The sequence below is a fragment of the Pseudomonas sp. 8 R 14 genome, assembly GCF_900005955.1.
Classification (GTDB): Bacteria; Pseudomonadota; Gammaproteobacteria; order Pseudomonadales; family Pseudomonadaceae; genus Aquipseudomonas; species Aquipseudomonas marginalis.
The window spans coordinates 73,393-87,894 of the sequence record NZ_CVTH01000062.1 but is presented as its reverse complement, the minus strand read 5'-3'; the positions used below and the strand labels follow the sequence as shown (position 1 = coordinate 87,894).

Sequence of the window (14,502 nt, the reverse complement as noted above, 5' to 3'; positions counted from 1 at the left end):
GGTCAGTTCAGCTGCAATTTCTGCTTCAGGCTCTGCATGACCACTGCCTTGTTCTGCAGGTAGTCATTCAAGCCACGTGCACGCAGGTTGCACGCATCGCATTCGCCACAGCCGGTGCCGATAATGCCGTTGTAGCAGGTCAGTGTCTGCTCGCGGACCAGGTCCAGTTGCCGGTGGTAATCCGCCAGTGCCCAGGTCTCAGCCTTGTTCAGCCACATCAACGGGGTTTCCAGGCGTACGTCGTACTCCATGCCCAGCTTGAGCGCCTGGTTCAAGGCTTTGACGAACTCATCGCGGCAATCGGGGTAGCCGGAGAAGTCGGTTTCACACACGCCGGTGATGACCGTCCCGGCCTTGACCTGATACGCGTAGATAGCCGCCAGGGTTAAAAACAGAATATTGCGGCCCGGCACGAAGGTGCTCGGCAGGCTTTCGCCGGAGCTGTTCACGGTCGGCACTGGAATGTTGTCGCGGGTCAGGCTGCTGATCGCCAGTTCGTTGAGCAGCGACACGTCCATCACTTTGTGAACGGTGGCCCCCAGTTGCTTGGCCAGCTTCCGGGCGACTTCGATTTCCGCGACATGGCGCTGACCGTAATCGAAGGTGATGCAGTGCACTTCGTCATACAGCGGCAGCGCCTGGATCAGGCAGGTCGTCGAATCCTGACCGCCACTGAACACCATAACGGCTTTTTTACTCATCACTTTGCTTCCTGCAGGGGTAGGGTTTGGTCGTAGTTTAAAGGTCACTCAATAAAAAACCCCGCGCTTCTTTCGAAGGCGGGGCCTTTTTATTACTCAGACACTCAGTGGGCGTAGGTCAGCAACAGCTCTTTCGGCACTTGGAAATCCAGGGACATCATCACGCTCAGCGCGGTGATGGTGAAGATCGAGAACACGAACAGCTTGCGCGCCCAGACGGTGTCGTCCACCGCCTTGTAGCCGGTCCAGGCCATGTACAACCAGTACATGCCCATGGCGGCGGCGACGGCAAGGTAGCTCATGCCGGCGTAGCCACTGAAGGTCAACATCAAGGTCGCCACGAGGAAGGCCAGGATGTAGAGCAGGATGTGTTTCTTGGCGACCTGGATGCCACGCTTGACCGGCAACACCGGAATCGAAGCAGCCAGGTAGTCGTTGAAGCGGAAGATCGCGATGGCGTAGGAATGCGGCATCTGCCACAGGCTGAACATCACCAGCAGCACCAGCGCAGCCATATCGAAGCTATTGGTCACAGCCACATAACCAATCACCGGCGGCATCGCCCCCGACAGACTGCCCACCAGCGTGCCGTGCACCGACTTGCGCTTGAGGTACAGGCTGTAGAGGCCGACGTAGATGACAAAACCGATCACGGCAAACAACGCCGCCAACGGGTTGGCCACCTGGTACAACAGGGCCACACCGGCAACACCCAGGACGGTCGCGAAGATCAGCGCCAGTTTCAGGGAGATCAGGCCCTGGACCAGCACGCGATTCTTGGTGCGCTCCATCTTGATATCGATGTCACGGTCGATGCAGTTGTTGAACACACAACCGGAAGCTACCACCAGGGACGTACCGATCATCGCAGCCAGGAAGATGGCCAGATCGACATGTCCCTTGGAGGCCAGGAAGAAACCGCCCGCCACAGAAAGCACGTTACCGAAAATGATCCCCGGTTTGGTGATTTGGATAAAGTGCTTAAGCGACATCGGGTCTTACCTCACTTCGCCATCATGAACGTATGGATGCTGAACATGATCCATATCGACAGGCCAACCAGCAGCAGGATTACTATGCCCGCGAACACGAACGCAACCACGTTATCGCGCTGCTCTTTCGAGCGATCCAGGTGCAGGAAGTACACCAGGTGAACCAGCACCTGAATCACTGCGAACGCCAACACGATCATCAAGGTGATCGACTTCGGCAGGGTCGGGTACATCACCAGACCGAACGGGATAAGCGTCAGGATTACCGACAGGATGAAGCCGATGGCGTACGACTTAACGCTGCCGTGGCTCGCATCATGGCTGTCATGGTCATGGGAGTGTGCATTAGCCATTACAGAGTCCCCATCAGGTAAACAACGGTGAAGACGCAGATCCAGACCACGTCCAGGAAGTGCCAGAACAGGCTCAGGCAGCTCAGGCGAGTCTTGTTGGTGTTGGTCAGGCCGTGTTTATTGACCTGATACATCATCACCGCCATCCACAGCAGGCCGGCCGTTACGTGCAGACCGTGGGTACCTACCAGCGTGAAGAACGCCGACAGGAAGCCGGAACGGTGCGGGCCGTAGCCTTCGGAGATCAGCAGGTGGAACTCGTTGATCTCCATGCCGATGAAGCCCAGGCCGAACAGGAAGGTCAGTGCCAACCAGCTCAGGACGCCTTTCTTGTTGCCCTTGTAGAAGGCCAACATGGCGAAGCCGTAGGTGATCGAACTGAACAACAGCAAGGCGGTTTCGCCGAGCACGTAAGGCAGTTCGAAGATGTCGTGGCCCGACGGGCCACCCGCTACGTTGTTTACCAGTACCGCGTACACCGCGAAGATCGACGCAAACAAGATGCAGTCGGTCATCAGGTAGAGCCAGAAACCGAAAACGGTCATCGGCCCCGAGTCGTGGTGATGGTCATCGTGCCCATGGTCATCGACATGGGCGTGTCCAGCATTGGTCACTAAGTTCGACATGGTTTAAGCCTGTTCCAACGAGGTTTCTACACGGTTGGCCGGGATTTTCTTCTCGGCGACCAGGCGAGCGTGCTGCTCGGCTTCGATGCGCTCGATCGTTTCGACCGGCACCATGTAGCCTTGATCATCACGTGCTGCGTGGACAATGAAGTAGCCGATGGTGCCCACCAGGCTCACGATTGCCAGCCACCAGATGTGCCAGATCATCGCGAAACCGAACACGGTCAACAGCGCACCCATCACCACGCCAGTGGCGGTGTTGCTTGGCATGTGGATCGGTTCGTAGTGCTTAGGTTGCTGGTACGCAGTACCGTCTTCCTTGGCTTCGGTGAACGCATCGATGGTGTTCGCAGTCGGGATCACCGCGAAGTTGTAGAACGGTGGTGGCGACGAGGTCGACCATTCCAGGGTGTGGCCATTCCATGGGTCGCCGGATTCGCAAGCGTTCTGCTTACGGTCACGGATGCTCACGTACAGTTGGATCAACTGGCAGGCGATACCCACAGCGATCATGATTGCACCGAACATGGCGACGTACAGGTACGGCACCCACTCAGGGTTGGTAGTGGCGTTCAGACGACGGGTCATGCCCATGAAGCCCAGTGCATAGAGCGGCATGAACGCAACGAAGAAGCCCGAGATCCAGAACCAGAATGCAGCCTTGCCCCAACCTTCGTGCAGCTTGAAGCCGAACGCTTTCGGGAAGTAGAAGCTGAAACCAGCGATGTAGCCGAATACAGCACCACCGATGATCACGTTGTGGAAGTGAGCGATCACGAACAGGCTGTTGTGCAGTACGAAGTCAGCACCCGGGATGGCCAGCAGTACGCCGGTCATGCCGCCGATGGCGAAGGTCACCATGAAGCCCAGGGTCCACAGGACCTGGCTGGTGATACGCAGACGGCCGTGGTAGATGGTGAACAGCCAGTTGAATAGCTTCACCCCCGTCGGGATGGAAATCAGCATCGTCGCCAGGCCGAAGAAGGCGTTGACGCTGGCCCCCGAACCCATGGTGAAGAAGTGGTGCAGCCACACCATGAAGCCCAGTACGGAGATTGCGCCCGATGCGTAGACCATCGAGTGGTGACCGAACAGGCGCTTGCCGGTAAAGGTCGAGATCACTTCGGAGAAGATACCGAACGCTGGCAGGATCAGGATGTACACCTCAGGGTGACCCCATGCCCAGAACAGGTTCACGTACATCATTGGATTGCCACCAAGTTCATTGGTGAAAATGTGGAAATCCAGGTAACGGTCAAGCGACAGCAGCGCCATGGTAGCGGCCAGGATCGGGAACGAAGCCACGATCAGGACGTTGGCCCAGGTGCAGGTCCAGGTGAAGATCGGCATGTCCATCAGTTTCATGCCAGGGGCGCGCATTTTCAGGACGGTGGCCAGGAAGTTGACCCCCGTCAGCGTCGTCCCGAGTCCTGATAACTGTAGCGCCCAGATGTAGTAGTCCACACCCACGCCAGGGCTGTACTGGATGCCCGACAATGGCGGATACGCAACCCAACCGGTCTTGGCGAATTCGCCGACACCCAGGGACACGTTGATCAGCACCACGCCGGAAACCAGCAGCCAGAAGCTCAGGGAGTTCAGGAACGGGTAGGCAACGTCACGCGCACCGATCTGCAGCGGCACTGCAAGGTTCATCAGGCCGGTGAAGAAAGGCATCGCCATGAAGATGATCATGATCACACCGTGGGCGGTGAAGATCTGGTCATAGTGTTCAGGCGGCAGGTAGCCAGGCGAACCTTCGGTGGCCATGGCCAACTGGGTACGCATCATGATGGCGTCGGCAAAACCACGCAGCAGCATGACCATGGCAACGATGATGTACATCACGCCGATTTTCTTGTGGTCGACCGACGTCAGCCACTCGGTCCACAGGTAGGTCCACTTCTTGAAATAAGTGATTGCTGCAAACAGTGCCAGACCACCCAGCGCGATCATGGCGATGGTAATCATCACAATCGGCTCGTGGAACGGGACCGCATCCCAACTTAATTTACCAAACATCGTTTACTCCTCTGCCCCAGCAGTTGAATGCGAGCCCGCGTCAGAACCTTCAACCACGGCCACTTCTTTCTTCTCGTGCTTGACCGGCTTGCCTGGCTTCATACCTTCGTACTTGTCGACGATTTTCTGAAACAGGTTCGGCTCATACGCGGAGTACAGGGCGACAGGGTTGTTCTGGCTTGGTTTGGTCAGGGCGTCGTATTCAGCTTGATCAAGCTGTTTAGGTGCGGCCTTGACTTCGGCTACCCAGGCGTTGAAATCTTCCTGGCTCGTCGAGATCGCTTTGAATTTCATGCCGGTGAAGCCAGCGCCGCTGTAGTTCGCGGAGATGCCTTCCATTTCAGCTTTTTCGTTGGCGATCAGGTGCAGTCGGGTCTGCATGCCTGCCATCGCGTAGATCTGACCGCCCAGGGCAGGGATGAAGAACGAGTTCATCACGGCGTCGGAGGTGATCCGGAAGTTAAGCGGGGTGTTCTCAGGGAAGCGAATCTGGTTAACCGTGGCGATACCCAGGTCCGGGTAGATGAACAGCCACTTCCAGTCCAGCGCGACCACTTCGATGTTGATCGGCTTGACGTCGGACTCCAGCGGACGGTATGGGTCCAGCTCGTGGGTCGACTTATAGGTGATGTAACCCAGGGCGATGATGATGAGGATCGGGACCAGCCACACCGCGATTTCGATCTTGGTGGAGTGCGACCACTTAGGCGCGTAGGTCGCGCTGGTGTTCGACGCGCGGTATTTCCAGGCGAAGGCAAAGGTCATGATGATCACAGGCACCACGACCAACAGCATCAGCAGGGTGGCAGTGATGATCAGGTTTCGTTGATCCAGACCGATCTGTCCTTTTGGGTCCATCAAGGTCCACTTGCAGCCTCCCAGCATTAACATCATGCCAAGCAGCGGCAAAAAGCCTAGTAATCGGGGGTACCTGTTTTTACTCATCTCACGACCTCTAAAGCAGCTTGCGCAATGCAGTTGGGTTTTGATCGCCAACACTTCACCCTGCCAAGGGTTGGCATTTCTCTTCGATTGAATAAGAGCCTGCCCGTCACGTCATATAGGTACGCTTCACGAGCCTGCGGTGAGTTCTTATTCGATTTCGTGGTTAAAGGCCTTGTTACAGACCAATTCCCTTTGGTGCGGATAGTTGAAAGGCTGCCGGAACCTTGGGGTCGCACAGAGCCGTCCATCTGCCCCTCGACCGCTCCAGTGCTCAAAGATTGAGCAGCACCGGACATTCAGTGCGGGCGATTGTAGTTAGCTAGCGATGTATAAACCATGTCTTATAAAGAAATAATTTTTATCGATTACAGCAATAATCCTTCACCAATATTGCAATGGTTCGCGATCTTATCGCGTTCGATTCTCAACAAAAACCACAAAAATTGCCGTGTTATAGGGCAAACCGTCACAGCCCTTACACCCCGTAAGGGCCTGCAAAACCTATGCAACCCCCCATAAAACAAGGCATTCGGACATCACTCAAAGCCTTGTACGACGTGAGGTACGTGGCGGCGTCCAAACCACGAACTGACAGCACATCCTGGAGGCTTTTTGCAAATTTAAGCGCGGGTTTGGCGGGTCAGAAACGTCCTGCGGCGGCTTCCGTGTGACAACATGTCGCACATTGCGCGCACCCAAAATTGTCCGGCGTCACGCTCTGTTCACAAAAGCCTACATGCAAAAACGCCCCGGCCTTCCTTGAAGAAAGACCGGGGCGTTTCACTGATGGGTTCAGCCTTTGTGGCGGCGATTGCGATAGATGCCCAGGGGCACCAGGATGACCGTCAGCACGAACGCCACCAGTGCCCATTGCGCCAGGGACAGGCCGAGCACCGGCGGGTAAGGGGTGCTGCAGAAGCCGTCGACCTGGAAGCCCAGTGGGAAGACCTTGGCCAGGGGCAGGTCGTCGACGATAGGTTGCAGTACATCGACGCCGCAGCTCACCTGCGGGAAGAACTGGGTGTACACATGGTGACCGGCCGCGGCCACCCCACCGAGAGCGCTGAGTACCACCAGGCCTTCGAACAGCGTGAGGGCGCCCTTGGTGCGCATGGCGGCACCGATGAACGCGAAGATCGCAATCAACAGCAAGGCATAGCGTTGCAGGATGCACAACGGGCACGGCGCCTCGCCCAAAACCACCTGCATGTACAACGCCCCACCGATCAGCGCCAGGCAGATGATGCCCAGCAACACCAGAAAGCGCCGCTCCCTGCCTAAACGCAATTCGTCACTCATCCCCGTATCCCTTTGTTTGGTTGTGCCAATGGCCGCAAGTTTACACACAGAGAGTGGTTTAAACAGAGAGGGGTTAACAGGGGATTAATTGGGGGATAGCGACAGGCTGCAAGCTGCAAGCCTCAAGTAAAAAGCGGGCTTCGATGCGGCCTTTACTTGAAGCTTGCGGCTTGAAGCTTCCTACTCCCCCAAAGGCGGTTACTCCAACGCGGCAGCCGGGCCGAAGAATTCGTAGCGGCTTTGTTTCTCGGGTACGCCCAGGGCCTTGAGGTGGCGCTTGATCGCCGCCATGAAACCTTTGGGGCCGAGGAAGTACGCGTCCAGGTCACGCTGCTTCGGCAACCATGCGGCCAGTTGCTCCTGGCTCAGCAGGCCGACCTTATCCGCCGCAGGGCTCACGCCGTCGTCCTCGGCATAGCAATAAAAGCGCTTGAGCTGCGGGTGCTTGGCCGCCAGTGCATCCACCCAATCGCGGAACGCATGCACCCCGCCATTACGCGCGCAGTGGATAAAGTGCACCGGACGCTCGGTGGCCAGCGCAGCCTCCAGCATCGGCAAGGTCGGGGTGATCCCTACCCCGCCGCTGATCAGCACCAACGGCTTATCGCTGGCCGCCAGGGTGAACTCGCCCGATGGTGGAAACAGGTCAATCGTCGCACCGACCTGCAACTGGTCATGCAGGTAGTTGGAAACCCGCCCACCGGCCTCGCGCTTGACGCTGATGCGGTACTGACCTGCATCACTCAGCGCCGACAGTGAATAATTGCGGCGCACTTCCTCACCGTCGAGCACCAGCTTCATGCCGATGTATTGGCCCGGCGCGGCAGCGAGGATCGCCCCGTTGTCCGCCGGCGCGAAATAGAAGGAAGTGATCTCGGCGCTCTCCTCCACACGCTTGACCAGGGTAAACGCCCGCGCACCGCGCCAGCCGCCGGGGGCCTGGGCTTTCTCTGTATAGATAGCGGCCTCGGCACCGATCAGGATATCCGCCAGTTGGCCGTACGCGGCGCCCCAGGCATTCATCACCTCAGGGGTGGCGATCTCACTGCCCAGCACCTCGGAAATCGCCCGCAGCAGGCAAGCGCCCACGATCGGGTAATGCTCCGGCAGGATCTGCAAGGCGACGTGCTTGTTGATGATCTTCGCCACGAGGTCGCCCAGTTGGTCGAGCTGGTCGATATGCCGCGCGTACATCAATACGCCATTGGCCAGGGCCCGGGGCTGGTCACCGCTGGCCTGGTGGGCCTGGTTGAACAGCGGGCGAACCTCAGGGTACTCGGAGAGCATCATGCGGTAGAAATGGGTGATCAGCGCTTCGCCGCCGCTTTCCAGCAGGGGCACGGTGGATTTGACGATGGCACGGTCTTGGGCACTAAGCATGGGAGCCTCCTGGGCTTCTTTACTGATTGCCCTTAGCTACTCAGTATTCATGCCAACTAATAAATCATTTAATTTCAATAGCTTGAGCGATATGTAGTCAGTATGACCTCCTACACCTTATAGTCATACGGACCACAAGGAGTCATTATGACTGCACACTCACTGCTCACCACCCTGCTGCCGCTGGTCGCCGACCTGTCGCGGGAACTGCCCGAAGGCGAACGCTATCGACGCCTGCTGCAAGCCATGCGCGCCCTGTTGCCGTGTGATGCGGCCGCCCTGCTGCGCCTGGACGGCGAATCGCTGGTGCCGCTGGCGGTGGATGGCTTGAGCGCAGACACCCTGGGCCGCCGCTTCAAGGTCAGCGAACATCCGCGCTTCGCCGTGCTGCTCAGCAGCCCTGGGCCCACACGCTTTGACAGTGACAGCGAATTGCCCGATCCCTACGACGGCCTGGTCGATGGCGTGCACGGCCACCTGGAAGTCCACGACTGCATGGGCTGCCCGCTGTTTGTCGACGATCTGCCCTGGGGCCTGTTGACCCTGGACGCGCTGGACACCGAACGCTTCGAACGCGTGGAACTGGACGCGCTGCAAGCCTTCGCCAGCCTCGCTGCCGCAACGGTGAATGTTGCCGAACGCATCGAACGCCTGGCCCTGCGGGCCGAAGACGAACACCAGCGGGCCGAAATCTACCGCCAGGCCAGCGGCCAGCAGCACAAGGAAATGATCGGCCAGAGTAAAACCCACAAGCGCCTGGTGGAGGAAATCAAGCTGGTGGGTGGCAGCGACCTCACGGTACTGATCACCGGCGAAACCGGGGTGGGCAAGGAACTGGTGGCCCAGGCCATTCACGCGGCGTCGTCCCGCGCGGACAAACCACTGATCAGCCTCAACTGCGCGGCCCTGCCGGAAACCCTGGTGGAAAGCGAGTTGTTCGGCCATGTGCGTGGCGCCTTCACCGGCGCGCTGAATGAACGGCGCGGCAAGTTCGAGCTGGCCAATGGCGGCACGCTGTTTCTGGACGAAGTGGGCGAGTTGTCCCTGAGCGTGCAGGCCAAGCTGCTGCGGGTGCTGCAAAGCGGCCAGTTGCAGCGCCTGGGCTCGGACAAGGAACACCAGGTGGATGTGCGCCTGATCGCCGCCACCAACCGCGACCTCGCCGATGAAGTGCGCAACGGCCGCTACCGCGCCGACTTCTACCACCGCCTAAGCGTGTACCCGCTGCAAGTGCCGGCCCTGCGCGAGCGCGGGCGTGATGTGTTGCTGCTGGCCGGCTTCTTCCTCGAGCAGAACCGCTCACGCATGGGCCTGGGCAGCCTGCGCCTGACCAGCGATGCCCAGGCGGCGCTGCTGGCCTATAACTGGCCGGGCAATGTGCGGGAGCTGGAGCATTTGATCGGGCGCAGTGCGTTGAAGGCACTGGGTAACTGTCGCGAACGCCCGAAGATTCTGAGCCTGAGTGCCCAGGACCTGGATTTGCCCGACGTCAGCACGCCGGTGATCGAAGCACCGGCAGAAGCAGCCCTGGCCGTCACCGGTGACCTGCGCCAGGCCACCGAGCACTACCAGCGCCAAGTCATCAACGCCTGCCTGGAACGCCACCAGCACAACTGGGCCAGCGCCGCCCGCGAACTGGGCCTGGACCGCGCCAACCTCGGCCGGATGGCCAAGCGTTTAGGGCTCAAATAAACCAGACAACTCGGTCAAATGTGAGAAATGCAGGAAATGTGGGAGGGGGGCTTGCCTCCTCCCACACTAGACCTGCTTTGCCTGGAGGATCGGATTCACCGGCTGAGCCACCTTGGGCTTACGAAACACCAACACATTCCCCAGCATCACCAGTACCAACCCCGCCAACGCCGGCGCGGTCCACTGGTAGCCTTCGGCAAACGCCGACACATTCAGCGCCACCACCGGGAACAGCACCGTGCAATACGCCGCACGCTCCGGCCCCATGCGCCCGACCAAGGTCAGGTACGCAGTAAACCCGATCACCGAACCCGGAATCACCAGGTACCACAACGCACCGATGTACCGTGCGCTCCAGTCCATCTCAAACGGAATACCGCGCACCACGCAGTAGGTCGCCAGCATCAACGAACCATACAACATGCCCCAGGCATTCGTGGTCAGCGGCCTCAGACCGGCCTTCTGCTGCAGGCTCGAGAGCATATTGCCCGCCGAGAAACACATCGTCCCCAGCAACGCCAACCCCAACCCCAGCAAGGTCTGCGGGCTGGCGGTATGCCCCACCAGTTCCGGCCAGAACAGCAGGCCCAAGCCCGCCAGCCCGAGGCCGCCTCCCATCAACACAGTGCGTGCCACCCGCTGGCCGAAAAACACCCGGGCGTTCAGCGCATTCCACAGCGTGGCCGTGGAAAACACCACCGCCACCAGGCCGCTGGGGATCCATTGGCTGGCGGTGAGAAAGCACATGAAGTTGACACAGAACAGGCACAACCCCTGGGCCAGGCAGATAAGGTGCCCACGCCGATTCATCACCTGCAACTTGCGACTGACCAGCAGCAACGCAAACAACACCAGAGCCGCCAGGCCGAAGCGGTAGACGATGGACACGGGAATCGCCACCACGCCCAATTGCCATTTGAGGGCGATCCAGGTGGTGCCCCAGATCAGCACGGTGAGTAAATACAGGGAAAGGTTCATAGCGGGCTCCATCGATTGAGCCACAGTGTCGCCTTCAACCCGGGCAAGGCTCTTGCACAATCTTGCGCTTTTGTCGGGCGATGGGATCACAGCGCCAGCCTCGCGGAGTAGGATGCAAGGCGTCGGAGAACACACACCATGCCAGACCTGGAATCCCTGCAAGTCTTCCAAGCCCTTAACCGCTCGCCCAACGCACGCCTGGAAGCCTGCGCCGAGCTCGGTGACGGCTTGTCCGCGGCCTTGTGGAGCAACCATCATGATTCCCAGGACTACCAGGCGCCCAGCCATCACACCTTGTCCTGCTATGTCGGTGGCGGCACCGGCACGTTTCGGCGTGACCGGCCGGGCACCAAGGGCGGCCCCGACAAGCTGTGCATCCTGCCTGCCGAGCACCAATCGGCCTGGGTGATCAACGGTGAGATCCGCCTGGCCCACGTGTATTTCAGCCCGGAGCAATTTGCCCTGGGCTGCGTCACCCTGCTTGACCGCGAACCGCGCACGCTGGAGCTGCGGGAAAGTACCTTTCTGGAAGACCAGCGCCAGGCCCAACGCTTCCACCAACTGATCGCCCTCAACTGGCACGAGCCCGCCGAACGCCTGCTTACCAGCAGCCTCGCCCATGAAATGCTCAGCCACACCCTGCTCAGCCAGGTGGGCGCCCGCGAAGGCCTGCGGTTGAAAGGCGGGCTGGCCGCCTACCAACGACGGTTGCTGGTGGACTACATCGACCAGCACTTGGAGGAGCCCATCAGCCTTGGGCAACTGGCTGGGTTGTGTGCGTTGTCGGAGTACCATTTCGCACGGATGTTTCGCCAAAGCTTCGGACTGCCACCCCATCAGTACCTGCTGGCGCGCCGGCTGACACGCGCGCAAAACCTGCTGCGTGGCGGCGCCCTGCCGTTGGGCGAGATTGCCTTGCTGTGCGGTTTTTCCAGCGCCAGCCACTTTACCCATCGCTTCCGCCAGGCCATGGGCGCCACGCCCGGCGAATACCGTCAGGCGTTCATCTAAACCATCAGGCCCAAGGTCTTGGCCTTGGCCACCGCCTGGGTACGCCGCTCTACGCCGAGCTTGCTGTGAATGCGCCGCGCGTGGGTCTTGACGGTGTGCAGGGAGATAAACAGCCGGTCGGCGATCTCCAGGTTGGAACTGCCGAGGGCGATCAGTTGCAGCACTTCCAGTTCGCGCTGGCTCAAGGGGTTTTCCACCGTGCCGGGGGTTGATGCCTGAGGTTCCAGGCCCAGCTCACTCAGCAGTCCCGGCGCGCGCAGACGCAGTTCGCGAATCGCTTGCTGCACCTGGCAACGCCCGGCCAACTCCAGGCCGGCTTGCAGCGAGCGGCGCGCCAAGGCCTGATCACCCAGTTGCCAGGCGACTTCGCCCAGCACCAGGTGCAGTTCGATTTCCAGGCACAGCATGCCGCGCTGATGGGTGGCTTGCAGCAAGGCGTTGAGCCGTTCCAGCGGTTGCTCGGCGCAGCCCAGCTTCACCTCCGCCAGCACCAACAGGTATTCAAGACGCGGGATCAGTTCCAGGGTGGCCGGCGGCGCCTGCTTGCCCTGGGGCCCACGGAAGTGACGCAGCACGCGACGCACCGCTTCCACGGTCAATTCGGCGCGCCCCTGCTGCAACCAGAAGTGCCCGCTGACCAACAGCAGCACCGCGCGGTACACCGTGTCCGGCACCTGGCGTTGCTGCATCAGCCGCTCGGCCTCACGCAACTGGACAAAGGCCTGGGCGTAATCGCCACGGTTGGCAGCCAACAGCGCCAGGCCGAGAAAGCCGTAGAGCACGCGCTTGTCCTGGCTGTGCAGGCAAATCTTCAAGCCCGTGTCGAAACACTCGGCGGCCAGGCTGTCCTGGCCCTGGCGCAAGGCCAGGTGCCCGCGTCGCAAGGCGATACGCCCCACCAAGGGGCCGGCCTTGAGCCGCTGTTTAAGTAACATGGCCTGTACATTTTCCAGCAGGCTCTGGGCCCGGTACGGTGCCCCGCGCTGTTCCAGCAGTTGAGCGTGATCCAGCTCTAGCAGCGCCTCCAGCAGCAACGAACCATGGGCGCGCGCCAGGCACAGCGCTTCGCGGTTCAGGCTTTGGGCCACGTCCAATTCGCCGCGCAACAAGGCTTGCTGGGTCAGGCCAGACAGGCACATCAGCCGCGAGGTCCACGCGCTGTCGGGCAAGGCTTGCAGCGCCTCCAGAAAATGCAGGCGCGAGCCCTCGGCATCGCCGCCCAGGTGCAGCAGCCAGCCCCATTGCGCCTGCCAGCGCGCCAACAAATACCGCTGTTGCGCCGCCGTCGGTTGCGGGGCAAACCGGGCCAGTTGATCGATGCACACCGCTGCCTGCTCGAAACGCCCGGCAAACAGCAACGCCGCCGTCACCAGCCCCACCAGTTGTGCCGAGCCGAGCATCAACTCATCGCCATGTTGCTCATGCAGGTGCAACAGCAAGACGGCGTTCTGCTGGCGGAACAGGTCCTCGAAACTGAAATGCTGCAACAGGCTCACCGCCATTTCATATTCTTCGGCCAGCAGCGCCTGTTCGAAGGCGGCCTGCCAGTCCTGTTCGGCGCAGAACCATTGGCAGGCGCGGCGATGCCAGGAGCGTTTGGCCGGCCAGGGCTCGTTTTGCATCAGCTGCGCCAGGGGCGGAAAAACCTGCAGCCAGTCGGTGTCTTCCCACGGCTGGATAAAGGCGCCGAGCACCTGCAGATCCCTCAGGTACTGGTCGCCGTCCCCCGCGCCGAACAAGTGCTCGCACAAGCCGGCGTTGAAGCGCGGCAGATGAGCCAGTACGCGCCAGGCCTCCGCCAGCTCCGGCGGCAGTGTGCTGAACAGTTCGTGTTGCAGGTAGTCGAGCAAGGTCCTGTCGGGGTGCCCATCCCCCAGCAGGGCGATGCGCACGCCCGCGCACCAACCGGCGCTGAACTGCTGCACGCTGTCGACCGAATGCCCGGGGGCATGGCTGAGCAGTTGCTGGATCTCCCCAGGACTGAAGGCCAGTTCGGCGCCACATTCGAGCAACTCATCGTCGAGCAGCAGGCGCGGCCAGTTGCACGCCGGTCGCCGCCGTGCGCCCAGCCACCAGGTCAGGGCCGGGCTGCTGGCGGTGAGCAGCCGGTCAAGCAAGGCGTCGGTGTCGGGCGTGGGCAAGCGGCAAAAATCATCGAGGAACAGCCACGCCGAGGCCTGCCAGCGGCTGAGGTCGAGCAGCAAGGTGGTTTCATCGGTAAACGTCAGGCCCAGGTTTTGCGCCAGCCGCAGGCACAGGTCGAGGGGGCTGAGCACCGCGCCATTGAGGGGCAACCAGTACACCTGGCAACCCGCAGGCGCCTGCAACGCACATTCGGCGAGCAGCGCGCTCTTGCCACTGCCGCTGGGGGCGCAGAGTAATTTGACCCTGGCCTGGTCCGTCAGCAACGGCTCGGCCAGGCGTGGGCGCAGCAGATGGTGAGCGGACAGCCGGGGCATGAATCCAGGACGGTCCAGGCAGCGTGTCATGGCAGTCATTGCTG

The 14,502-nt window shown here is 60.5% G+C and carries 12 protein-coding genes; 2 read left to right on the top strand and 10 right to left on the bottom strand.

What is annotated here, in order from left to right; translation table 11 throughout:
* Positions 1–2: 2 nt before the first annotated feature.
* From queC to hmpA, 8 genes are all read right to left on the bottom strand, one after another.
* Positions 3–701, bottom strand: a complete 699-nt coding sequence (queC, locus tag BFQ01_RS15945; RefSeq protein ID WP_065925997.1) for a 7-cyano-7-deazaguanine synthase QueC — start codon at positions 699–701, stop codon at positions 3–5.
* A gap of 104 nt (positions 702–805) precedes the next feature.
* Positions 806–1,693: a heme o synthase gene (gene cyoE, locus BFQ01_RS15940; protein WP_027607620.1), complete on the bottom strand. Its 888-nt coding sequence runs from the start codon at positions 1,691–1,693 to the stop codon at positions 806–808.
* A gap of 11 nt (positions 1,694–1,704) precedes the next feature.
* Positions 1,705–2,046: a cytochrome o ubiquinol oxidase subunit IV gene (gene cyoD / locus BFQ01_RS15935; RefSeq protein WP_065925996.1), complete on the bottom strand. Its 342-nt coding sequence runs from the start codon at positions 2,044–2,046 to the stop codon at positions 1,705–1,707.
* Complete coding sequence (locus tag BFQ01_RS15930) at positions 2,046–2,672, bottom strand: cytochrome o ubiquinol oxidase subunit III (RefSeq protein ID WP_010206435.1); 627 nt, start codon at positions 2,670–2,672, stop codon at positions 2,046–2,048. The genes cyoD and BFQ01_RS15930 overlap by 1 nt, the downstream gene beginning before the upstream one ends.
* Positions 2,673–2,675: 3 nt before the next feature.
* Positions 2,676–4,694 carry a cytochrome o ubiquinol oxidase subunit I gene (gene cyoB / locus BFQ01_RS15925; RefSeq protein WP_065925995.1) on the bottom strand — a complete coding sequence of 673 codons (2,019 nt, stop codon included), beginning with the start codon at positions 4,692–4,694 and terminating at the stop codon, positions 2,676–2,678.
* A 3-nt stretch (positions 4,695–4,697) separates the two neighbouring features.
* Positions 4,698–5,639, bottom strand: a complete 942-nt coding sequence (gene cyoA / locus BFQ01_RS15920) for a ubiquinol oxidase subunit II (protein ID WP_065925994.1) — start codon at positions 5,637–5,639, stop codon at positions 4,698–4,700.
* Positions 5,640–6,431: 792 nt separating this feature from the next.
* Positions 6,432–6,938 (bottom strand): disulfide bond formation protein B, encoded by a 507-nt coding sequence (locus BFQ01_RS15915; RefSeq protein ID WP_027607623.1) that lies wholly within the window; start codon positions 6,936–6,938, stop codon positions 6,432–6,434.
* Between the two features lie 198 nt (positions 6,939–7,136).
* Entirely contained in the window at positions 7,137–8,318 is a 1,182-nt protein-coding gene (gene hmpA, locus BFQ01_RS15910; protein ID WP_065925993.1) for an NO-inducible flavohemoprotein, read from the bottom strand.
* Between the two features lie 147 nt (positions 8,319–8,465).
* Here hmpA and norR point away from each other — a divergent pair, with 147 nt between their 5' ends.
* Positions 8,466–10,010: a nitric oxide reductase transcriptional regulator NorR gene (gene norR / locus BFQ01_RS15905; RefSeq protein WP_065925992.1), complete on the top strand. Its 1,545-nt coding sequence runs from the start codon at positions 8,466–8,468 to the stop codon at positions 10,008–10,010.
* A gap of 66 nt (positions 10,011–10,076) precedes the next feature.
* On the opposite strand, the gene BFQ01_RS15900 is transcribed toward norR, so the two are convergent.
* Positions 10,077–10,988 carry a DMT family transporter gene (locus BFQ01_RS15900; protein WP_065925991.1) on the bottom strand — a complete coding sequence of 304 codons (912 nt, stop codon included), beginning with the start codon at positions 10,986–10,988 and terminating at the stop codon, positions 10,077–10,079.
* Between the two features lie 138 nt (positions 10,989–11,126).
* Between BFQ01_RS15900 and BFQ01_RS15895 the strand changes: the two genes are divergently transcribed.
* A complete protein-coding gene (locus BFQ01_RS15895; protein WP_065925990.1) occupies positions 11,127–11,999 on the top strand; it encodes a helix-turn-helix domain-containing protein in 873 nt (290 codons plus the stop codon).
* Here BFQ01_RS15895 and BFQ01_RS15890 read toward each other — a convergent pair.
* Positions 11,996–14,497 carry a LuxR C-terminal-related transcriptional regulator gene (locus BFQ01_RS15890; RefSeq protein ID WP_065925989.1) on the bottom strand — a complete coding sequence of 834 codons (2,502 nt, stop codon included), beginning with the start codon at positions 14,495–14,497 and terminating at the stop codon, positions 11,996–11,998. The two genes, BFQ01_RS15895 and BFQ01_RS15890, sit on opposite strands and share 4 nt — an antisense overlap.
* Between the last annotated feature and the right edge of the window lie 5 nt (positions 14,498–14,502).